The 20662-nt window shown below is 57.0% G+C and carries 19 protein-coding genes and 1 tRNA gene; 8 read left to right on the forward strand and 12 right to left on the reverse strand.

Annotated features, from left to right (window positions below; all coding sequences use genetic code 11):
* Nucleotides 1-86: 86 nt before the first annotated feature.
* The 6 genes from FJ145_07980 to FJ145_08005 form a co-directional block, all read right to left on the reverse strand.
* A tRNA-Pro gene (locus FJ145_07980) sits at nt 87-163 on the reverse strand.
* A gap of 80 nt (nt 164-243) precedes the next feature.
* On the reverse strand, nt 244-990 hold the full coding sequence (locus FJ145_07985; protein ID MBM4261355.1) for a hypothetical protein: 747 nt from the start codon (nt 988-990) through the stop codon (nt 244-246).
* Nucleotides 991-1194: 204 nt separating this feature from the next.
* Nucleotides 1195-2745 carry an ammonium transporter gene (gene amt, locus FJ145_07990; protein ID MBM4261356.1) on the reverse strand — a complete coding sequence of 517 codons (1551 nt, stop codon included), beginning with the start codon at nt 2743-2745 and terminating at the stop codon, nt 1195-1197.
* 106 nt (nt 2746-2851) lie between these two features.
* Nucleotides 2852-3190 (reverse strand): P-II family nitrogen regulator, encoded by a 339-nt coding sequence (locus FJ145_07995; GenBank protein MBM4261357.1) that lies wholly within the window; start codon nt 3188-3190, stop codon nt 2852-2854.
* 423 nt (nt 3191-3613) lie between these two features.
* The gene (locus FJ145_08000) at nt 3614-4417 is read right to left on the reverse strand and encodes a carbon-nitrogen hydrolase family protein (GenBank protein MBM4261358.1); all 804 of its coding nucleotides are present in this window, start codon (nt 4415-4417) and stop codon (nt 3614-3616) included.
* 46 nt (nt 4418-4463) lie between these two features.
* Entirely contained in the window at nt 4464-5300 is an 837-nt protein-coding gene (locus FJ145_08005) for a universal stress protein (protein ID MBM4261359.1), read from the reverse strand.
* Nucleotides 5301-5600: 300 nt separating this feature from the next.
* Here FJ145_08005 and FJ145_08010 point away from each other — a divergent pair, with 300 nt between their 5' ends.
* From FJ145_08010 to FJ145_08025, 4 genes are all read left to right on the forward strand, one after another.
* Nucleotides 5601-5894 (forward strand): hypothetical protein, encoded by a 294-nt coding sequence (locus FJ145_08010; GenBank protein ID MBM4261360.1) that lies wholly within the window; start codon nt 5601-5603, stop codon nt 5892-5894.
* Nucleotides 5723-6955, forward strand: a complete 1233-nt coding sequence (locus tag FJ145_08015; GenBank protein MBM4261361.1) for a cupin domain-containing protein — start codon at nt 5723-5725, stop codon at nt 6953-6955. The genes FJ145_08010 and FJ145_08015 overlap by 172 nt, the downstream gene beginning before the upstream one ends.
* 281 nt (nt 6956-7236) lie before the next feature.
* The gene (locus FJ145_08020; GenBank protein ID MBM4261362.1) at nt 7237-8406 is read left to right on the forward strand and encodes a hypothetical protein; all 1170 of its coding nucleotides are present in this window, start codon (nt 7237-7239) and stop codon (nt 8404-8406) included.
* Nucleotides 8403-10376, forward strand: a complete 1974-nt coding sequence (locus FJ145_08025; GenBank protein ID MBM4261363.1) for a c-type cytochrome — start codon at nt 8403-8405, stop codon at nt 10374-10376. Before FJ145_08020 ends, FJ145_08025 begins: the two co-directional genes overlap by 4 nt.
* 3 nt (nt 10377-10379) lie before the next feature.
* Here FJ145_08025 and FJ145_08030 read toward each other — a convergent pair whose 3' ends face one another.
* From FJ145_08030 to FJ145_08040, 3 genes are read right to left on the reverse strand one after another with little or no spacing between them, the layout of a single operon-like run.
* Nucleotides 10380-11522, reverse strand: a complete 1143-nt coding sequence (locus FJ145_08030) for an extracellular solute-binding protein (protein MBM4261364.1) — start codon at nt 11520-11522, stop codon at nt 10380-10382.
* 9 nt (nt 11523-11531) lie between these two features.
* Entirely contained in the window at nt 11532-12041 is a 510-nt protein-coding gene (locus FJ145_08035; GenBank protein MBM4261365.1) for an aromatic-ring-hydroxylating dioxygenase subunit beta, read from the reverse strand.
* Complete coding sequence (locus FJ145_08040; protein ID MBM4261366.1) at nt 12034-13317, reverse strand: Rieske 2Fe-2S domain-containing protein; 1284 nt, start codon at nt 13315-13317, stop codon at nt 12034-12036. The genes FJ145_08035 and FJ145_08040 overlap by 8 nt, the downstream gene beginning before the upstream one ends.
* A 295-nt stretch (nt 13318-13612) precedes the next feature.
* On the opposite strand from FJ145_08040, the gene FJ145_08045 reads away from it, so the two are divergent.
* Together FJ145_08045 and FJ145_08050 are read left to right on the forward strand one after the other, a co-directional pair.
* Nucleotides 13613-14605 (forward strand): ABC transporter substrate-binding protein, encoded by a 993-nt coding sequence (locus FJ145_08045; GenBank protein MBM4261367.1) that lies wholly within the window; start codon nt 13613-13615, stop codon nt 14603-14605.
* Nucleotides 14606-14621: 16 nt separating this feature from the next.
* Complete coding sequence (locus FJ145_08050) at nt 14622-16151, forward strand: twin-arginine translocation signal domain-containing protein (GenBank protein ID MBM4261368.1); 1530 nt, start codon at nt 14622-14624, stop codon at nt 16149-16151.
* Between the two features lie 26 nt (nt 16152-16177).
* Here FJ145_08050 and FJ145_08055 read toward each other — a convergent pair whose 3' ends face one another.
* Nucleotides 16178-16330, reverse strand: coding sequence for a DUF433 domain-containing protein (locus FJ145_08055; protein MBM4261369.1), 153 nt, complete (start codon nt 16328-16330; stop codon nt 16178-16180).
* A gap of 159 nt (nt 16331-16489) precedes the next feature.
* Between FJ145_08055 and FJ145_08060 the strand changes: the two genes are divergently transcribed.
* On the forward strand, nt 16490-17083 hold the full coding sequence (locus FJ145_08060; GenBank protein ID MBM4261370.1) for a nitroreductase: 594 nt from the start codon (nt 16490-16492) through the stop codon (nt 17081-17083).
* 230 nt (nt 17084-17313) lie between these two features.
* On the opposite strand, the gene FJ145_08065 is transcribed toward FJ145_08060, so the two are convergent.
* The gene (locus FJ145_08065) at nt 17314-17550 is read right to left on the reverse strand and encodes a ribbon-helix-helix protein, CopG family (GenBank protein ID MBM4261371.1); all 237 of its coding nucleotides are present in this window, start codon (nt 17548-17550) and stop codon (nt 17314-17316) included.
* Between the two features lie 36 nt (nt 17551-17586).
* Entirely contained in the window at nt 17587-19071 is a 1485-nt protein-coding gene (locus tag FJ145_08070) for a thioredoxin domain-containing protein (GenBank protein MBM4261372.1), read from the reverse strand.
* Nucleotides 19072-19305: 234 nt separating this feature from the next.
* On the opposite strand from FJ145_08070, the gene FJ145_08075 reads away from it, so the two are divergent.
* Entirely contained in the window at nt 19306-20580 is a 1275-nt protein-coding gene (locus tag FJ145_08075) for a hypothetical protein (protein ID MBM4261373.1), read from the forward strand.
* Nucleotides 20581-20662: the final 82 nt, after the last annotated feature.

The raw sequence follows: 20662 nt of genomic DNA on the forward strand, positions 1-20662 counted from the left end.
CAAAGTATGAAGGATGAAAGCGGAAGGAGGACCGGCCCGGGGCCCGTCTCTTTCTCATCCTTCATCCTTCATAATTCATCCTTTGATGGTCGGGGCGAGAAGATTTGAACTTCCGACCCCCTGCGCCCAAGGCAGGTGCGCTACCAGTCTGCGCTACGCCCCGTCAAAATAAACAGAAGTGCATTCTACACGGGAGAGGCTTTAAATCAACCCTAAATGTCACGTTCAGCTTCGCGCCGCGCCTCACAAACGCGCAGCGCTGCGACTCTCGCTGCGTCGCTTAGCGCGGCTGGCCCGGGGGATAAATTCGGAGAGAAAACGCTCGCTATAATATTTTAGCGTCGGCGCATAGTTTTGCGTATCGGAGAGAATCTTTTCGGGGACGACATACGGCGATTGCGCCAGCTCTTTGGATCGTTCGTCGACCCAGCGCACGATCATGCGCGGGGTCACTTCGAGATGAAACTGCAGCGCGTAGATTGTTTTGCCTATACGGAAAGCCTGATTTTTGAAATTCACCGACGAAGCGAGATGAATGGCACCGGGCGGCAGCTCAAACCCGTCGCTATGCCACTGAAACACGGTGGCGCTTTCCGAAAGATAACCCAGCAGAGAATCCACCTGTCCATGGGGTGTGATTGAGATCGGACTCCAACCGATCTCTTTCACGGGGCCACGATAAACCGTCGCGCCCAACGCCGCGGCGATGAGCTGTGCGCCGAGGCAAATGCCCAGCGTCGGCACATGGTCGTCAATGGCCGCGCGAATGATCCTTTTTTCCCAGCGCAAAAACGGAAAAGACTCTTCGTCGCCGACACTCATCGGACCACCAAGCAAAATCAATGCGCCAACCCGCTCCCAATCCTCAACCGGGATCTCGTCGTGAAATAGACGGATAATCCGATAGCGCACCCCTTGCTTTTCCAAAACGTCGGCGAAGAAACCAAGCTCTTCGAAGGGATCGTGCTGAAAAACTAAGACCTCTTCCATAGAGTCATGCCGAATCGCCAGTGTTGAGCATTGACGTTTCTGATCCGTCTCCACCCTCAACGCTCAGCTATCGAGAGCCGGATTTACGGACACTGCTTTGTTTGGCTCGTTTATTTGTTCAGTTCGCTCCTTCACCTAACGTGAGTCGCCGAGCCGGGCTGGCACCGGAAAAAGCTGGCGGCAGCCCGACTCGCCTTGAGCGTTTTAGGACTTGCTCTCGGTGGCAAACACCGCAGCGGTTTGGCGAGCTTGTTCCATCGCCACACCGCTGCCGCCTCCGCCTCCGAAGGAACGAGACATTCCAGAAGTTGTCGAAACGAAATCAGGGTAGGCGATATTGCCGTGCTCACCGATATCCAAACCCTCGATCTCTTCTTCGGCGGAGACGCGAATACCGATGGTGGCGTCGAGAATCTTCCAGAGTATGAAAGAAGTAATCAAGACAAAGGCGCCGACTCCGACGACGCCGATCAACTGGGCAAACAGCAGCTTGGTGCCGCCACCGAAGAACAGACCGTTGCCCGTCGTATTGGGTGTGAAATGGTCCTGAGCGAACAGGCCCACACAGATCGTTCCGAAAACTCCGCACACCAAGTGCACCGAGGTCGCACCGACGGGGTCGTCGATTTTAATTCTGTCGAAGAACAGTACTGAAACAACGACCAGAACACCGGCCATCAAGCCGATGATCAGCGAGCTCGGGATGCTGACGAAGGCACAAGCCGCAGTGATGGCTACCAGCCCGGCCAAAGCGCCGTTAAGGATCATCGTCAAATCCGGCTTTCCTAGTAGCATCCACGCCGCGATGGAAGCCGAAATCGCAGCCGCTGCGGCGGCAGTGTTGGTCGCAACGGCGATACGGCCAATGGCGCCAGCATCGGCCGCCATGGTGCTGCCAGGATTGAAGCCAAACCAACCAAACCAGAGGACGAAGACACCGATGGTGGCCATGGCGATGCTGTGCCCCGGAATCGGCAGAGGTTTGCCGTCGCGATTGTATTTGCCAATGCGCGGACCGAGTAGCATGGCACCAGTCAGAGCGGCCCAACCGCCGACGGAATGCACCACCGTCGAACCAGCAAAATCGAACATACCGAGCTTGGCAAGCCAACCGCCACCCCAGATCCAGTGTCCAACGATGGGATAGATTAACGCCACCATGACAAACGTGAATACATAAAAGGCGCCAAACTTGACGCGTTCGGCCACCGCCCCTGAGACAATCGTCGCCGCGGTCGCCGCAAACACCAACTGAAAGAAAAATTTCGTCCACAGCGGTACGCCGGTCCAGTTGATCGACGAGTAAACACCTTTGTAAGCGTCACCCATGGCCGGGCTATTGTCGGCGCCGCCGACAAACCACAATCCCTGCGTGCCGAAGAAAGCGTTGCCATCGCCAAACATGAGGCCCCAGCCGAGCACGAGGAAAGCGATCGAGGCGGCGGCGAAGACAACGAAGTTTTTGGCGAGAATCGTCACAGTATTTTTCGCCCGGCACAGCCCCGACTCCACCGAGGCAAACCCCAGGTTCATGAGAAACACCAGCATGCCGGCGATCAGCACCCAGACCGTATCGATCGCCACCTTGGCGCCGCCAATCTGATCGAGCAAACCCTGAGTGAACTGCGCCGGCTTGGCTGCCGGATCTTCCTTCTTCGCTGGTTCCGCAACCGGAGCAGCGACAGCAGGGGCTTGAGCTTTAACCCCTTCCGGTGCGACGGCGTCCTGAGCCAATGACAATCCCGTGAAAAACATCGCGCTGAGCGCAAGCGCGCAAGCAAAAACTTGCAAACTAAACTTAGACAATTTCATGGTTTCCTCCCAATGAGTTTCATCATTCCGCCCTCATCCTTCATCCTTCCTAAACCGCATCCGCACCGCGCTCCCCCGTGCGAATGCGAATGACCTCTTCCACGCTGCTGACAAATATCTTCCCGTCGCCAATCTTGCCGGTCTTGGCGGCATCGGTGATCACAGCAACGACCTTCGCCGCCAGTTCGTCTGAGACGAGAATTTGGATTTTCACCTTGGGCAAGAAATCCACCGAGTACTCCGCGCCGCGATAAAGTTCTGTGTGCCCTTTTTGCCGCCCGAAGCCTTTGACTTCTTCGACGGTCATGCCCTGGATGCCAGCCTTGGTGAGCGCTTCTTTGACTTCGTCGAGTTTGAACGGCTTGACGATCGCTTCGACCATCTTCATAACAGCTCCTTTGCTAACGACTCTGCTAAAGAATCTGCTGACCCGTCCTGACGGCGGTTACAGCAATGCCGGTGCCAGCACGGTCTGATCACCGCGAACCAGCCACTAAATATTGGAATCGTTAGAGATTATATGGCGGAGAGAAAAACTCTGGGAACGCGCGGCGAAGCGAGAGTTGCCTAGAATTTGGAGCGGCGCGATTAATAACTAAGCAGGTTACGTATCGATCTCGCGTAGAATCGCTTGGGTAAATTTCATGTCCGTCGGACTACCGCCGAGACCCGCGCCAGATAGGCGTTTTGCACAAGCACTTTTTTCCAACGCACTCTCGATCCGGCCAGCGGCGACCCGCTCGCCGATATGGCGCAGCATCATGACCGCCGCCGTAATCATCGCCGATGATGGTCTGCAATGAAAGAAAGGCTAAAGCCGCCGGTGCGCTAGCGCCGGCAGCTCGGCGCGAATTTTGGCGAGGTGCTCAAAGTCGAGTTCCGCGGTGATCACGCCTGGGCCATCTGGCAACTCCGCCAACACCGTGCCCCAGGGATCGACGATCATCGAGTGGCCGTGGCATTCGAAACTCTTTGGCGCTTTGCCGAATTGATCGGCGGCAATGACATACGCCTGATTTTCGATGGCGCGGGCGCGCAGTAAAGTTTCCCAATGCGCTTGGCCGGTAAATGCGGTAAACGCGGCGGGGACAAAAATCAAATGTGCGCCCTTGTCAGCGAGGCCGCGGTAGAGCTCGGGAAAGCGCAGATCGTAGCAAACCGTCAAGCCCATCGTGCCCAGCTCGGTTTCGGCGGCAACCACCTCCGCGCCATGCGCCCGCGTGTCCGATTCGCGCAGCGACACGCCGTTGGCAAGGTCGACGTCGAAGAGATGCACTTTGCGATAGGTGGCCAGCAACTTGCCATTGGGGTCGAATAGCAAACTCGTGTTGAAAGCTTTATTGCTGCCGGGAATCTCTTCGAGGATCGAACCCGCAAGAAAATAGATCCGCAGCTCGCGCGCCAGGCTCGCCAAAAATTCCGATGCAGGCCCGGGGATATTTTCCGCTGCGCCGCGTTCTTCTTTCTTGTTGCCGCGCCAGATAAACACTTCGGGCAACACCACCAAGCGCGCGCCCATTCGCACGGCTTCGCGCACCCAGCGTTCGGCTTCTTTCAAATTGGCCGCCTTGTCATCCGAGGCGACCATCTGCACGGCGGCAGCAGTGAATTTCATAGGCTTGCGACGTTGAGCGATGGAACCGTTAAACCGTGAACGCGATTTACCGGTTGAGGAACACCGGGCACGGGCTATTTCTCAAGACGTATTCGGTGGTGCTGCCGAGCACCATATTGATAATGCGCCGGTGGCCATGGGCGCCGATGAAGAGCAGATCGTAATCGCCTTCGTTCAAACGCTCGATGATCTTCTGTTCCGGATAACCACGATCGGTTTCGTAACGCACGGCGATCGAGTACGAGTTCAGGTATGATTTCGCCTGCCGAACATTGTCCTCCGCAAGCTTGGCCTCTCTGGCGATGCACAGCACGGTGAGCGGCAGTTTGAGCACGGTGCAAAACTCGGCCGCCGATTCCATCGCCGAGCTGGCGCGTTGGCTGCCGTCGTAGGCGAGCAAGGGTTTCTGGATAACGCTAAAATGCTTGGTGGAAACGAAGATCGGCCGCGGGCATTTACGCACGATGCTCTCCGCGGTCGTGCCCAGCAGGCCGGTCGTAAAATCTTCATTGACACCCCGATGACCAATGATCACCAAGTCGGCAACCTTCGAGCGCTCGCAAATCTCGTTGGCGATGATTCCGGTATCAACCACTGTCTGATGTTTGATGTTTTTCGCCTGGCAGCGTTGCACGAAGTCTTCGAGAATCATCTTGCCGCGATCTTCGAGGATCGCGCGCATTTTGGTCGACAGATCCAGATAGGGCTCCGCGCCCAGCGATCCCGAGATATCGTGGAAGAAAGTTCCTTCGAGGGAGATCGAGTCAATGACATGTTGACCGGTCAGCATGCCGTCGAACTGCTCGGTTATCCACAACGCGTAATCGAGCGCGCCGTACGAGTGTTCCGACCCGTCGAGGGGGATCAAGATATTTTTGATCATCGTTTGCCTCCTTTGCTAGCGGCTGCGGCACACATTCTTGTGGCGACGCTACCTTAACAACCCGAAGCAAATTTACAAGGCAAAATTGTTCCTTGCGGGCGAGGGATCAACGGTGGTAGAAGCCAGCGATAAGAGCGCTTTCTAATAAGGAGAAACATCATGGCAGCACAATTTATCGACCTTTTGAAAATCCCCGAGCTTTCGCCAAGCGCGATTTAGATAAAATCAAAGCGCCGGACGAGAAGAAGGCCAGAGCGCGAGCCGAAGGTTAGGACAAACCTATTAAGGAGATCACGTCCAATGATCTACGAAATCGCCATCCAACAAGTCGACCCGGCCAAACGGGACGAATACATCAAGAACTTCGGCAAGACCTTGATCGACGCCAATTTTGCCGGGTCGCATTCGATAAAGATTTTTGAATGCATCGAAGATCCGGCAAAAGTAATTTTGCTGATCGCCTGGGACAGCGTCGAGGCGCACACGCAGCATCGCGGCACGCCGGCGCACAACCACATGCGCGAAGAAAACTCGCGCTACCAAACCGCCAAGAGCGACGGTGCCCATTACCAGCTGCACGAGATCAAGCCTTAGCTTTAGGCGCAACATTGCTTGACAGCTCTAAGCCCCCTCTGTATTCAACAGAGAATTATTGGAGGGACTGCATGAATCTTGATGAGCTCAGCCAGTGGATGAAAGACCGCAACTTAAAGGGCCACTGGGAACATTCGGAGTGGTCGCAAAAGGTCCAGCCCCATCTCTGGAAAGGCCAAGAAATCTTGCAGGCGCTCAACTGGTCCGGCGAGTTGATCACCACCGGTGAAGCGGGGCGCCGCACCATTCAGATGCGCAACCCCGGACTTTCCGCCGGCATGACCAATACCGTGCATATCTCAGTCCAGCTCGTGAAACCCGGCGAAGTCGCCGCGGCGCACCGCCACACGGCGGCGGCGATTCGCTTCATCGTCAAAGGGACGCCCAACGCCTACACCGTGGTCGAGGGGGAGCGTTTTCCGATGTTCGAAGGCGATTTCATTACGACGCCGAACTGGACCTGGCATGATCATTTCAATGACGCGACGGAGCCGGTCATGTGGCTCGACGGGCTGGACGTAAGACTGGTCACCCACCTTGGCGCAATGATTCAGGAGAACTTCAAAGCCGCGCAGCAACCGGTGGAGAAACCCGAGAGCTATTCGTCAAAGGTTTTCTCCCATGCGCGGCCGAGCTGGATCAAGAACGCCTTCGACGCCCCGCCCTATCGCTACCCTTGGGAAGAGACCAACGCGACGCTGCAATCGCTCAAAACCAGCGCCGGCGACCCCTACGACGGAATTCTTTTGGAGTACACCAATCCGGTCGACGGCGGCCACACCTTGCCAACTTGCTCTTGCTCGATTCAGCTTTTGCGACCCAAAGAAAGAACCAAGACCCATCGCCACACCAGCACCACCGTTTACTACGCGTTTCGCGGCAGTGGTATGACCAGAGTCTCGGCCAACGAACTGCGCTGGGACAAGACCGATATTTTCGTTGTGCCATCGTGGCAATGGCACTCCCACGAAAACGCGAGCAACGAAGACGCCATCCTGTTCTCGATCAGCGATCGACCGGCGACTGAATCGCTCGGGCTTTACCGCGAAGAAACAGAATAATTGGGCGGTGTTTTGATCAGCGAAGGGTAAGACCCCGTAGGATGCTCTTGCCCTTGCTTCTTTCCCTCTTCTTTTAAGGCCGCGCACTACAGCCGAACATTGCTTTCCCACGGCAGGTCTCGCTGCGTCCGCAAGCAGTTTGGCCCAATTGCGGGAACTTTTGCCCGCGAACTAGCCTTACCGCGCCCGCTTGCCGCGATCTGGTCTCAATTTTCTGCACACCGCGCCGATAGACAGCTTAGGCAATTGATTGCCGACAATGAATTGGTTGACGGAGGGAAATGATGTCTATCGGTGATGAACAGCAAGATGTGCCCAACAGCAGCGAAGGACAGCTTGCTGCCGAATCCGGTCCAGCGAAAGAACGCACCGCCAAGCCCAAGCAATCCGCCAAAGCCCACCTGTTCGTGACCATTACTCACTGGGCTATGGTCATTCTGCTGCTTTTGGCGTTGCTTTCGGGCATGCGCATCGGCTGGGGCTATACGGAAAGCCCGCTCGGAGGCGAGCAAGGTCTGTGGGCTAGCTTTCTAAACAGCATCGCTCCTAAAGGCGATTTGTTTGGCTTCAACCTCATTGACCTCCATGTTCCATTGGCGCTCTTCATGATCGCCGTCTCGGCCGTCTACGCGATCTACATGTTCCGCTCGCGTGCATCCAAGCGCCTGCGCGTCACCGGCAAGGACATGGAGAAGCTCCAAAAAGGCTTGCGCGCAGGAAACTTCTGGCGCAACAAAGCTGCGCTCTGGTCGGCAAACTTGATTGTTTACTGGGTTGCGTTCGTGTTCGTCATCGTGCTCGTTGGCACCGGCTTGGCGATGTACTTTCTCAACTCCGGCCTCGCCGATTTTGGCCCCATGGAGTATGTCGGCGGCTACTCGACGGTGCGGTTGCTGCACGGCCTGATCGCCTACCTGTTAATCCCCTACACGATTCTGCACTCTCTATTACAATGGTTCTTCGGCCGCTTCTGGTCGATTTTCAAAGCCCAGCTCTACCGTCCGCATATGCGTGCCGGCGCCATCGGTCTCGTGTTTGGCGTTATCTGGTTCGGCTGGCTTTACGCGTGGAACGAAAAGCCGCTGAGCATGACCGTGGCGCGGCTGCCGGCGACCGTCTCTCCTCCCGTCCTTGACGGCATCGAGAATGAGGCCGCCTGGGAATACGTCAAATCCGTCCCCGCCCAGCGTGCGGTGCTCTTGCGCACGCCGGCGAAAATTCAGCTTTGGTTCAATGAGCCGCTTGAATCAAAGTATTCAAGCCTGAGCGTTACGGATGAGGCGGGCAAAAGCATTGCGCTTTCCGGGCTCGAAGTCGGCGGCGACGAACCGAAACGCATTACCGCCAATCTGAGCGCTCTCCCCGCTGGTCGTTACATAGTTAAATACCGCGTGCTTTCCGTCGATGGCCACATCGTTCAAGACCAGTTCACTTTTACCATCAAACAATGACTGAGCTAGCTGCACGGGTGCGCTTTCTTCATCTAGTCGCATCGGTGCTGCTGGTTGGGCGCTTCGCGTTCGCTTGCTTCATCTTGCGCGGCTATCCGTCGCTGGCGTTGGTCACTCAACATGAAAAGCTCCAAGCTCGTCTGACGGCATTCTACTTGACGATAGCTTTCATAACTCACCTTGCCGCGCTGATCTTACAAGCGAGTTTGGTCAACGCGACGGACGTGCAAGCGGTCCTCTCGTTTGTTACGAGCACGCGCTATGGCAGCGTTTGGCTCACACGCTTGATCTTACTTTGCCTCCTGGCATTGGTGGGTCGATTGGCCGGCGGCAAAACCGCCGCGGCGCTCTTGCTGAGCGCAGCCCATCTCGCAACTCTGTCCCTATCGGGTCACGCAGCCGCAGCCGAGGGATCAGCCTTCGCTCTGCAAACGAGCGCGGACGCGCTGCACCTCTTAGCGACGGGTATATGGTTGGGCGGCCTCCTGCCCCTTGCGCATTTGCTTTCTCGCGCTAGCGCAGCCGACGACGATAAAGCATTTTCTCTGCTTCAAACCAGCGTGCAGCGTTTTTCCAATTGGGCGTTGTTGTGTGCCGTTCTCATTGTCGTCACCGGCAGCGCCAACGCTTGGAATCTTGTCGGCGGCTTTCCCCAACTCTTTGGCAGTGAATACGGCAGGCTCTTGTTAGGCAAACTGGCTTTGCTGTTGCCGCTTCTCGCAGTCGCGGCGCGGAACCTTCGCCGCGTGAAACCCAGTTTGAGCGCACCCATCGCGAGTAACGGCCAATTCATTGAAAGCGTCTTGCGACTCCGGCGCAACGTGCTCCTCGAAACGACACTCGGTATGGCCATTCTACTGATCGTTGGTCATCTCGGCGTCACGCCGCCAGCGCGCCATGTGCAGCCGGACTGGCCTTTCCCCTTTCGCTGGGATTGGAGCGTGCTCGACAAAAGCGCCAAGGCTCGCGCGGAGTTTGACCGCGGCGTGGTTTGGGCCGTGGTCGGCGCCGGTGCGCTCCTGTGCCCGCTGCTGCGACGGCGGCGCCGAACCGTTACGACGCTCATCGGCGTCTCCGCCTTGGGATACGCGGGCTACGTGGTGAACGACCTTGTCGTCATCGACGCCTATCCAACCACTTACAAACGGCCGGGAGTTTCCTACAACGCGATTTCCGTCGCCAACGGCGGCGCACTGTACCATGAGAGCGGCTGTGTTTCGTGCCACGGCGTTAACGGCTATGGCGACGGGCCGAACGCCCAGGACCTCAATCCCAAGCCCGTCGACCTCACTGCGGCTCACGCCAACGCGCATACGGCCGGCGATCTGTACTGGTGGTTGAGCTATGGCGTGAAGCCGACGTCGGCGATGCCTGGCTTCAGCGAAAGTTTGAGTGAAGAAGAGCGCTGGGACCTGATCAATTACCTGCGCGCGCTGTCGAGCAGCAAGCGGGCTCGCGGGCTGGCACCACTGATCGAAGAAAAGCCGTGGCTGGTGGCGCCGGATTTCGCTTATACAACCGACAAAGGTGAAAGCAGAACGCTGCGCGATCACCGCGGCAACAAGATTGTCTTGCTCGTCTTGTTGAACTTGCCGAGCGCCGAGCGACGCCTGCGCGAGTTGGCCATCGCCATGCCGCAGCTCAGTGCTACCGGAGTCGAAGTGGTCGTCGTTCCTAACTCGATCGATCGGCAATTTGTCACCGGCAAATTGCCAGGAGCGATCGTCGACGAAGGGATTCGCGAAATTGGCGAGACTTACAAACTATTTGCCCGCTCGTTCACTGTCGAAGACATTGCCGCGGTTGCACCGCACGTGGAATACCTGGTCGACAAGCAGGGCTACGTTCGCGCCCGCTGGCTGCCTTCTGAAGGAGAAGGATGGCGCAAGTTGGAATTGTTAATGAAGCAGATCGATGCATTGCAACAAGAAAAACCCAGCGCGCCAGCGCCCGACGAGCACGTGCACTAGCAGCTATTTTCCGGTCGCTTTTCTGATCAAGTCGCTGATCGGTTGGAAATCGACCCATTCGGGGCGATTGATAAAAATATATTCGACGCCCTTGCGGCGGCGCGCCGCCGGCGCGACTAGTTCCGCCGGCAGGTCCTCGCGCAGCGAGGCGCGATCGTCCTCGTCCATGTTGGCCTGCTTGTAGGCGATCTGGCCTTCGCGCGACAGGTACCAGTTGATGAACACCGCCGCCGCGTTGGGATGGGGCGCGTCTTTGAGCATGCCGAGCGCGCCGCTGCCGGCGCCGATGCCGACCTTTTCTTTGAGCTGGTAAGGATCGAGCTCGGCCACGGGCAAACCCTGTTCAGCGGCGCGCTGCACGTCGCGGCACAATAGACAAAAGGAAAACTTACCGGCGGCGAGCCAATCGGTGCCCTGCTGCAGATTACGAAACAGGGTGGTGTCCATCTCGCCGTAGAGCCGTTCAAGAAACTTCGGCCCCACGTCTGGATTGTGGTAGAGCAAGGTCAGCGCCGTGGAGCCGGTCTGTCCCGAGCCGACGATGTCGAAGGCGAGCATCTTGCCTTTCCACTTCGGCTGCAAAACATCCCAGGTCGACTTGATCTCTTTGGGATCCACAAGCTTGGTGTTGTAGTACAGATTCGGCCCGAAGATGCTGCTCTCGTAAATAAACACGTGGGCGCCTTCTTCGTCGTTGTACCAGTGTTTGCCTTGCCACCAGTGGCTGGCGCGCACTTCGGGATGGACAAGAATCGGCGGCAGCGGCGCCAGCACTTTCGCTTTGCCGTGAAAATCGCGGTACACGGCGCGCGGGTTGGCGAGCAACACATCGGCGAGATATTTCCCGGCGCGGCGCTCCGAAGAGAGCAGGAGAATAACCTCATTGCCGCGCCCCGGCGTCACCGGCGTGAGCTTGATCTTCGGAAAGCGCTTTTGAAACGTCTGCCAGATGATCGGCAAGTTGCCGACCGAGTTGGTCGCGTAGACCCGGACCTCGCCCTCCTTCTCAGCCGCCTGAACCAGTTTTTCCCAGGTTGCCTGAGATGAAACGGGGGCTTGCCCAGCCGAACTCCCCGAAGGGCACGCCATGAAGATGAACAGCGCCGAGACGAAGCCCAAACGCGTTGATGACAGAAGCAAATGCATTGAAACCCCTTATAAGAAAACGCTGATGTTCTTCGCGTCTAAGACCGCCTGATCGAGAATGATCGTGCGGCGGGCGATTTTGAAGCTGCCGCCCGCGCGCCGCAGGAGGTCCTGCCGCGTGCCGACGAACATATCTTTGTCGCTTTCCATGCGCGTGCGGTAGCACATGAAGTTGGAGTGGACTTCGAGCTCTTTGCCGTCGTCTTTTTTAATCCGTACGTTGGTGATCAAATGGCGCGTACGCGACGGCGGCACTTCGGCCCAGGCGATTTTTGAGTAGGCGCGCTCGACGCGGATTTTGAGAGCTTTGATGTCGTCGTCGAAATAGTAACCCTCTCCTGGCGCAGATAATTCTTGTGTGACATCGCTCGGCCGTTCCAGCGTGTTGTGGCGGATCGGCATCCAGTAGCGGATGTCTTCGGTGAGCAGCGCGAACCACTCGCGCAACTTGCGATCGTCAAGCAGCTCGGCTTCGAGATAATAAAAGTCTTCGACCTGGTGGCGCAGCTCGCTATCCATGGCGCCCGTCCATGATCTCGTTCCAGCTTTTTGCTTGCAGCACTTTGGCCCAGTGCATGTACAAACTGAGTTGATTGTTGTCGCTAAACCGGCTCATGGTTTTACCCGGTAGATCGATCTCCACCGGCGGCTCGTTGCCGCTCATCTGATAATTCGCCGGATAGCGCTGGCCAATCAGACTTCGCGCCGCGCCGGTCACCTGAATCCAATTGTCCATATCGTCCTGTTCGAACACGCCGCTCGGGCTGAAACGATATTGCGAGACAAACCGCATGACGTCTTTGATTTTGGGCGGCGCCGCTTTGTCGACGATGGCCCAACTCCAGATTTCCATTTTGTTTGGACCGCGCGGCTGCCAGACGCGAATCGTGCGCGTCAGCCAGTGCACCGAGAGATTGGGAAACACCGTTCCCGCCGACGGCGAGATTTTTTTCGCGCGCACTTCGCCAAGCCGGCTTTCGATCTCACTCGCGTGCTCTTTCATGTAGTCGACCAGCTGATCGTCCGGCTGCGCAAACCACGGCCCGCCGTCGGGCGGCGTTAACCACGACACGAGAATATGGCCGTTGCCGGCGGCGATCTGGCAGCCCTTGTTCCATTGGCGTGTCTGCGACGTCGTCGTGTCGATGCCCAGCTCGCGCGCTGAACCGTGCGTCGAGCCGATGTGATAGCCATCGCCGCCGAAGTTTTCCGCTGCGGTTTTCCAATTGGCGTCGAGCACCCAGCGGTGCGGCCCGCTCACTTCCGTGCCGCCTTCACGCCGGTCGAGCAGGATATCGAGATACCAAGTCATGTTGCCCAAATATTCGCGCAGCGGCGGCGCGTCGGCATCGAAGGTTGCGAAGATCAGTCCTTTATAGCTGTCGATCTGCGCGACAGGAATTAGACCGAACTTGTCCCGCTCAAGATTGCGGAACGACTCGAGCATCGGCACGATGGCAAGCTTGCCGTCGGTGGTGTAGGCCCAGCCATGATAGGAGCAAGTGAAGACTTTCGTGTTGCCCCGGTCAGCGCGGCAGACGCGGTTGCCGCGGTGGCGGCAGAGATTGAGCAGCGCGCGCAGTTGGCCGTTCAAATCGCGGCACAGAATCACCGGCTCCTCGCCCATGTAGCGCGTGACGAAATCGCCGGGGTTAGGAATCTCGCACTCGTGGCCGAGATAGAGCCAGCAGCGCGTGAAAACTTTCTCGCGCTCGAGGTCGTAAATCTCGCGATCGGCAAATATGCGCCGATCGAGCAAGCCTGCTTCTGGATCGACGAGAGATTTGATGTCCATGGATTAATCCTCGCTTCGTGCTGCCAGTTAATAAATCACGTCGTTGGCTGTCAAGCTATCCCAATCCGGTTCTCGCCCCCGCCTCGGGGTAGAGCCAGAGAGCGGGCCGCAACAGGAATATTTTTTCTTGGCAAGTGAACAGCCGGAAATGAGGACGAGATCCTTGCTTGCCCTCGGGATGAAATGCCTTCCACCAGTCACGAGCACGAGCAAGAACACGATATCCGAGCGATTTTGCCGCCGACCGCCACTCGGTGCTATAAGCAAGCTCTCTCTCAAGCGCTGGAGGTGACCCATGAAATTACTCGCGTCGCTTCTCACCCTCACTCTGCTGGCATTTGTCAATTCAAGTGGCGCCCAGTCCAAACCCCTAAAGCACATCTACATCGGCGTTTCTTCGGTGAGCATGGGTAATATCATGATCTTCATCACCAAGGAGGCCAAGCTGTTTGAAAAGTACGGTCTCTACGCCGACCCGGTCGTCATGCGTGGCTCAGGCGAATCTTCGAAGGCGATGATCGGCGGCAGCATTCAGTTTTCGCCCATCGCCACGCCGACGGTGATCAACGCTGGGCTTTCCGGGGCCGACCTGGTGATCCTCGGCCACACATTGCCTGGCGTGGTGCAAGCGACGGTCGCCAAGCCCGAGATCAAAAGAGTCGAAGATCTGAAGGGCAAGAAAATCGGTGTGACGACATTCGGTTCGCTGACGGATTTCTTGGTTCAGTACCAACTGCGCAAAAAAGGCCTCAACCCAGGGCGCGACGTCGCGTTGATTCAGATCGGCGGCAGCGATGCCGAGCGTATCGGCGCGCTAAAGCAGGGTTCCATCGACGCCGCTTCGCTGTCGTTTCCCGGCTACGCCATTGCAATGAAGATGGGCTTTCCCATGCTTTGGGACTCGGCGAAGGAGGTCGACTATCCCTGGATCGAGATCACCACCCGCCGCTCGATCATTCAGAAAGATCGAGAGACGGTCATGAACTACATGAAGGCCTACCTGGAAGCGACGGCCTTGTTTAAGCGCGACCGGGAGTTCAGCAAAAAGGTAATCAAAAAAGTCCTGCGACTTGACAACGAGGAATTGCTCAACCAGTCCTACGATACCTTTGCCAAAGCTTTTTTACAGGTGCCCTATCCAAACACCGTCGGCATGAAAACCAGCTTCGAATACATCGCCGCGACGCGCCCCGAGGTATGGGACCACAAGCCCGAGGAATTTGTCGACAAAAGTTTTGTCGAGGAGTTGGACAGGAGTGGGTTTATCAAGAAGCTCTACGAGAAATAGCTCGGAGGAGGATTCTATGCCTCGCACGACGAATGCGCTGAGTCGCCGCCACTTTTTGCAGCAAAGCACCGCAGCTATCGGGGCATTGATCGGCCTAGCTGCAAGCCGACCCGCCGTCGCCGCCTCCAAAGACCGCGTCGTCATCTACCAAGGCGTTAGCCTCGATTCGCTCCATCCCTACGGCTACAGCGGAGGCGGCATCAACGGCATTTGGCTGCATCTTATCGAACCGCTGATCGTTATGGATTACGCGCGGCAAAAGTATGTCGGCGTGCTCGCCGACTCTTGGGAGTTTCAAGGGCGGCGCTGGATTTTTCAGTTGAGGCGCAACATCCGTTTTCACAGCGGCGCGCCGCTTACCTCGAAGGACGTGGCTTACTCCATCGAGCGCATGAAAACTGACAAGCGCAGCCTACAGGGTGGCGACATTCAAGAGTTGGACGTCGAGACGCCCGACGACTACACGGTGGTGTTTAATACCAAGCAGCCGCTCTCGCTGCTGCTTGACCGCCTCGACACCCGCTACATCATCAGCAAAGCGGCGGCGGAAAAATACGGCGACCAGGCCGACAACTACGCCATCGGCACCGGCCCGTACAAGTTCGTCAGTTGGCAGCGCGGCGGCAATCTGGTTTTGGCGCGCAATGACGACTACTGGGGCACCAAAGCCGAAATCAAGGAAGTAATTTTGCGCGGCGTGAAAGAAGAAGCGGCGCGGGTCGCCGGTCTGCTCTCAGGGCAAGCCGATGTGATCAGTAACCTCCCCATCGAAGAGATCGACCGCGTCGCCAAGCACCCGCGCGCGCGGGTGGAAAAAGTTCCCGGTTTCCGCATGTACTTTCTCGGCATGAACGTCAGCTTCAAACCGTTTGACAACAAGCTCGTGCGCCAGGCCATCAACCATGCCATTGATCCGGTGCCGATGATGAAGCATGTCTTTTCCGGCAACGGCGAAGTGTTGAACGGCCCGCTGGCCGCAAACATGACCGGCTTTGATCCGGCGATGAAACGGTATGCAACCGATCCAAAAAAGGCCCGCGAGCTGCTCACCAAGGCCGGTTATCCCAATGGCTTCGAGACCAAGCTTTATTTCTCACCCGATCGCCATTTGAAAGGCCGTGAAGTCTGCGAAGTGATCAGCGCGCAGCTCGCCAAAGTCGGCATCAAAGTCGAACTGGTCGGCCAGGAGTACGCCGTCTACTGGGGTAAAGATGGCGTGAACGGCGGCAAGCTGCCGTTCTACTATGCCGGCCGCACCGCATCCGACGCCGACACGTTCTATGATCAATACTTTCACACCGGCATTACCAAGAGAATCAGCTACAGCAATGCCGAAGTCGACAAACTGATCGAAGAACAGCAACGCACCATGGACCAGAAAAAGCGCGTGGCGATCCTCCAGCAAGCCGGAAAGCTGATCATGGAAGATGCGCCGTTCGTGCCGCTCTATACGCTGTCGGAAATTTACGGCGTGGCGAGAAACGTGATCTGGAAAGGCACCCCGGATAACCGGATCTTGGCGGCGGAGATGAGAATACGAGGATAAAGTAAAGACAGCGAAGGTCTCACTTGTCAGAAGTCGACCTCGACAAAATCGCCTGGTGCGATGGATTCAAGATTTTCGAACAGTGCCTTAACCGGGACCCTCGTACCACGAAACAACCAGGCGCCGCTAACTCGATCCGGCTCACGCTCGACAACGGGGCAAGAGGACCAATCTAACATGGAAATAAGGTTAACGACATTTCGAGAAATCGGCAAGCTCGAACGGCAGAGCCGAGCGCCAAAGGCGTGGTTTGACAACTCCCCGATCAGGCGGTATTGCTCAAAAGTTAGTTAAATCCCGCATAAGAATTATTGATGAAAATTTAGGAGGTAAGAATCATGTCAACTGCAACGGACCGCCCCATCGCGGACGCGCTCACGGCGATCAAAAATCGCCGCTCAGTGAAGGAATATCTGCAAACCGAGATTCCTAAGGAGTGGATCGAGGAACTGCTCGACGCCGCCCACTGGGCACCGAACCACAAACTGACCCATCCCTGGCGTTTCCACGTTTTCACCGGCACCGGTCGTGAGAAGTTGGTCGCCGCCCGTCAGGCCGCCGTCAAAGCGGGCGCGGAGAAAAAGGGCATGCAGGCGAGCGAAGAGGATCTGAAATTCGCTCGCGACAAATGTTTTTCCTCCCCGGTGCTGATCATCGTCTCGATGGTAGGTGACCAAAACAAGATCACCGACCAGGAAAACTACGCGGCTTGCTGGTGCGCGATTCAGAACCTGCTGGTCGCCGCCAACGCGCGCGGTCTCGGCAGCTATCCCAGCACCGGCGCCTGGATCGACGAAAACTTCGTCGGCCCCGTTCTTGGACTTACCGAGAAAGAGCGGCCGGTCGCCTGCATCTTCTTGGGCTACTCCGAGCAGAAAACCATGGCCAAGCGCCTGCCGGCGGAGCAACACACCAAGTGGTACAGTAACTAGCGCCCAGGCCCGGCGAAGCCAAGCCCCAAGGGATTGAATAAGCCCTTCGGCCTGGTTCCGGTTCCAGACTTAGTGTGGAGAGCCCTACCAGATAGTTATCTGGTAGGGTTCTCTGTTGTTGGGGGCAAATTACATCGGCACGCCGATGCTGCGGACGGCGCAGATCGTCGAGTTATTGCTCGAGCACCAGTCGATGTCGTCTAGGGAATGTTTGGATTTGATGCTGGGCATCAGCGGCCAAATCCCTTGCCTAAAAATTCCTCGTTTCTTTCGGGCACATCTTTTCGGCCGCTCTGGCCAGCGCCAATCAAGGCGAGAGGTAATTTTTCGCGCTCTCGTCGCGAGACAAATTCGTTGAGTGCCTTTCGGATAATCTCTGAAACAGCGCAGTTCTCTCGTTTGGCGATCTCTCGAAGTCTCCTGATTACATCGACGTCAACAAATACGTTGTGCGCTTCATGGACCACTCTCCTTTGCCACCCGAGTGTGTCACATCGAGCCCCTCACTGGGACTGTGACCACTTCCCCAGGGCGATCCCGAAACTGGCTGCATGAATTCCATACTCTTTGAAATCGGCTTGAAAAGGTTGATATGCCCACAACGCCGCGTCGCGATATCGTTTTTCTCCCGTTGCTCGTGCCAGCTCGAGAAAAAATGACGCGGCGGGGCCGTTTTGTTCGATCAGCGTTAGCCGGAGTTTGAGGAAGGCTTGGCCCGGCGTGCAAATATCGTAATAGCCACCGGACGGGTTTTTGAGCCGCATCAGAACGAATTCCGCCAGATCCTTTGCTCGATCTAGGTATTTCGCTTCTCCAGTAACTGCGTGCGCTATCAAAAGCGCTAATCCTAGCTGCACCTGATCGTTGAGCAGTCCGCAAACTCGCGGCGCATCGTCATGGTAGTGAAACAGCCCGCCGTCTGGACCGCGGCAATCGGTCCAGAGAAATTCCAATGCGCTGAGCGCGGCTTCCTTGTATTCTTCTTTACCTAACAGCAGTGATGCATCGAGGTAGGCGCGAATCGTCTGCGCGTTGGCATCCGTGTAAATGCAGCGGTCGATGATGGTCGAAAATTCTTCGCCCGAGCCGTCCGGGAAAGTGCGGATGAAATCCTCGCAGCCGTAGAAACTGCCTTTGTCCGGATCGTAAAGCTTGCGGTTTAGATAGCGGATGATGTCGTCTGCCATCTCGGCGTAAACCGGCTCCTGTGTGGTTTTGAACACTCGTAGGCAATTGCTCAGTAAACCAGCTTCTTCGCCAAGCAATTTCTCCCGGTGCGGCCGGGTCCAATCGGCACCGGTTGTCGTGCGAAAGTACGCGCCGTCTTTGTCGTCGTGGATCGGCCCTGCGCGCATGCGGTTGAGCGTTAGACGAACCTGATCGAGGTACTTGGGATCTCTAGTGGCTTCGTACCGCGCGAGCAGAAAATCGTTGGCTTCCGGTTGAATAAATTTCTGACCGTCGCCGTAGCCACCATTTACCTTATCGGCGAGGTGCATGACGATCGCGGTAATCTCATCGAGTTGAGCTTGGCCGGGTTGTGCAATTATTTGCAGAGGAACTGCGGCATTTTCGTCGTACGCCGCAATGGCACTGGCGTTGCCTTGGCCCTGCTGATGGCCCATATAAACACGCAGCAGCAGATCTTCGAACTGGTCGGCTGGCATGTAGTTCGTCGCGACGATCGGATCCCCCAGAGGGGTCATAAAAACAATGGTCGGCCAACCGTTCTGGTTGTAGCGGCTATCGATATCCGGCCGCTGCGCATTCTCGGCGCGGATCGAGACGAAGTACGCTTTCAGGAGCGCGATATTTTCGGTTTCGGAAAACGCTTCTTGATCCATGCGCTGGCAATAGCCACACCAAAACGCGCAGAGATAAAGCATCACGGGTTTGTTTTGCTCCCGCGCAACGCGAAACGCTTCGTCGCTCCACTCCATCCATGGGATCAAATGCGCGCGGTTGGGATTGGGTGAGAAGCGGAGCATGCGGCGATTGTGGACTGAAACCTTCGCGCCTACAAGGTTTATCTAGTCATAGTCTCCTCCCCCGCTTCAGGGGGATCCAGTTGGGGGCCGTGTCAAAGCGCTTGCCCCCATCCTGGCCTTCCTTCGAGACGGGGCAGGAATTAAATGCCGTCTGTGCTTTCGTTGACAAAAACAACTCTGCGGAACTAGAGTGCGACTCGGTGATTTCCTTTTCACCTAATTGAAAGACCCTTTATGCAACTCACCCTTGCCAATCATCCGGTCACCGACATTCGCTTTGGTACGACAACCAAACTTGATGGCACCACGCTCCTCGTCAATCGCGATGAGCTCCGCAAAATCGTCCTCGAAGACGAAGCGATCGCAAGCGTCGAGTTTGACATCGCGCGTCCCGGCGAGAGCTGCCGTGCCGGGCCGATTTTCGATACCGTGGAGCCGCGGGCCAAGGAATCGGGAGCGGATTTTCCTGGCATTCTAGGCGCCGCTACAACGGCTGGTCTTGGCACAACGCATGTGCTCACCGGTGCCGCGGTTTCGGTTCTCGCTGAAATGACACCGGACCCGACACGCACGCAGACCGGGCGGATACTCGAAATGGGCGGCGCTGCGACTGCGGGCAGCGACTATTCGGCGCTGCGGCATCTCATCCTCATTCCGCGGACCAAAGCTGGGCTGCCGCGCTCGACGGTGTTGAAAGCCTATCGCGTTGCTGGTGTGAAAGTTGCGGTGCATCTCGCGAAAGCAGCCCTGGCGCACGCGCCGGTCTCACAACAAACTTTCGATCCCATCGGGCCGGCAGAGCCCGGACGCGAAGGTTTGCCGCGGGTGATTTACATCGGGCAAATTTTTTCGCGCCAGCGCAAACCGGCGGTGGACGAACCGATTCTCTACGGCACCAACACCGATGGCATGCTGCCTGTGGTGCTGCACCCAGACGAGTGGCTCGACGGGGCCATCGTGCCGTCGTTGAATTCGTGGTTCGGCGGCACCGAGACTTACTTTTATCAGAACCATCCGGTGATTTTGGATCTCTACCAGCGCCATCAGGCGCGTGAGATCAACTTTGTCGGCACCATCGCGACCATCGCCGGCAACGACAACTTCGACCGTGAGCGGCAATGTTTTGCCGCCGCGAATCTCGCGAAATGGAGCCTCAACGCCGATGGCGCGGTCTTGACCAAGTACGGCGGCGGCTTGCCCCACGCCGATCTTTCCGAAACCGCGCGATTGTTGGAACGCATGGGCATCCGCACGGCGGTGATGGTCTCGGACGTTTCGCGCGACAGACGCGTTGAGTCGGCATTGTTATTCAACATCCCTGAAGTCGACGCCATCGTTTACAACGGCGGCAACGGCACCGAATATGAGCTCGATAGCGTCGATCGCGTAATCGCGGCGACACCAGAATTGCGTGAGTTGCTCGGCGGGCCATTGACGGTCGATGCGTCGGAAATTATTGGCGTGATGAATCAGCAAGGTGCGTCGCGCATGAGGGCGCTGATCTACTAACAGGCAATAGGCATTGGGCAATAGGCAATAGGCAATAGGCAATAGCCGGACAGGGAATTTGGATTTCTTACTATTGCCTTTT

This window comes from Deltaproteobacteria bacterium, assembly GCA_016874755.1.
In the GTDB taxonomy this organism is placed as follows: Bacteria; Desulfobacterota; Binatia; order UBA9968; family UBA9968; genus DP-20.

Excerpts from the sequence above, each read along its gene's own strand:
- FJ145_07985 (MBM4261355.1), bottom strand. The coding sequence starts at position 990 with ATGGAAGAGGTCTTAGTTTTTCAGCACGATCCCTTCGAAGAGCTTGGT.
- amt (MBM4261356.1), bottom strand. The coding sequence starts at position 2,745 with ATGTTTTTCACGGGATTGTCATTGGCTCAGGACGCCGTCGCACCGGAA.
- FJ145_07995 (MBM4261357.1), bottom strand. The coding sequence starts at position 3,190 with ATGAAGATGGTCGAAGCGATCGTCAAGCCGTTCAAACTCGACGAAGTC.
- FJ145_08000 (MBM4261358.1), bottom strand. The coding sequence starts at position 4,417 with ATGAAATTCACTGCTGCCGCCGTGCAGATGGTCGCCTCGGATGACAAG.
- FJ145_08005 (MBM4261359.1), bottom strand. The coding sequence starts at position 5,300 with ATGATCAAAAATATCTTGATCCCCCTCGACGGGTCGGAACACTCGTAC.
- FJ145_08010 (MBM4261360.1), top strand. The coding sequence starts at position 5,601 with ATGATCTACGAAATCGCCATCCAACAAGTCGACCCGGCCAAACGGGAC.
- FJ145_08015 (MBM4261361.1), top strand. The coding sequence starts at position 5,723 with ATGCATCGAAGATCCGGCAAAAGTAATTTTGCTGATCGCCTGGGACAG.
- FJ145_08020 (MBM4261362.1), top strand. The coding sequence starts at position 7,237 with ATGATGTCTATCGGTGATGAACAGCAAGATGTGCCCAACAGCAGCGAA.
- FJ145_08025 (MBM4261363.1), top strand. The coding sequence starts at position 8,403 with ATGACTGAGCTAGCTGCACGGGTGCGCTTTCTTCATCTAGTCGCATCG.
- FJ145_08030 (MBM4261364.1), bottom strand. The coding sequence starts at position 11,522 with ATGCATTTGCTTCTGTCATCAACGCGTTTGGGCTTCGTCTCGGCGCTG.
- FJ145_08035 (MBM4261365.1), bottom strand. The coding sequence starts at position 12,041 with ATGGATAGCGAGCTGCGCCACCAGGTCGAAGACTTTTATTATCTCGAA.
- FJ145_08040 (MBM4261366.1), bottom strand. The coding sequence starts at position 13,317 with ATGGACATCAAATCTCTCGTCGATCCAGAAGCAGGCTTGCTCGATCGG.
- FJ145_08045 (MBM4261367.1), top strand. The coding sequence starts at position 13,613 with ATGAAATTACTCGCGTCGCTTCTCACCCTCACTCTGCTGGCATTTGTC.
- FJ145_08050 (MBM4261368.1), top strand. The coding sequence starts at position 14,622 with ATGCCTCGCACGACGAATGCGCTGAGTCGCCGCCACTTTTTGCAGCAA.
- FJ145_08055 (MBM4261369.1), bottom strand. The coding sequence starts at position 16,330 with ATGTTAGATTGGTCCTCTTGCCCCGTTGTCGAGCGTGAGCCGGATCGA.
- FJ145_08060 (MBM4261370.1), top strand. The coding sequence starts at position 16,490 with ATGTCAACTGCAACGGACCGCCCCATCGCGGACGCGCTCACGGCGATC.
- FJ145_08070 (MBM4261372.1), bottom strand. The coding sequence starts at position 19,071 with ATGCTCCGCTTCTCACCCAATCCCAACCGCGCGCATTTGATCCCATGG.
- FJ145_08075 (MBM4261373.1), top strand. The coding sequence starts at position 19,306 with ATGCAACTCACCCTTGCCAATCATCCGGTCACCGACATTCGCTTTGGT.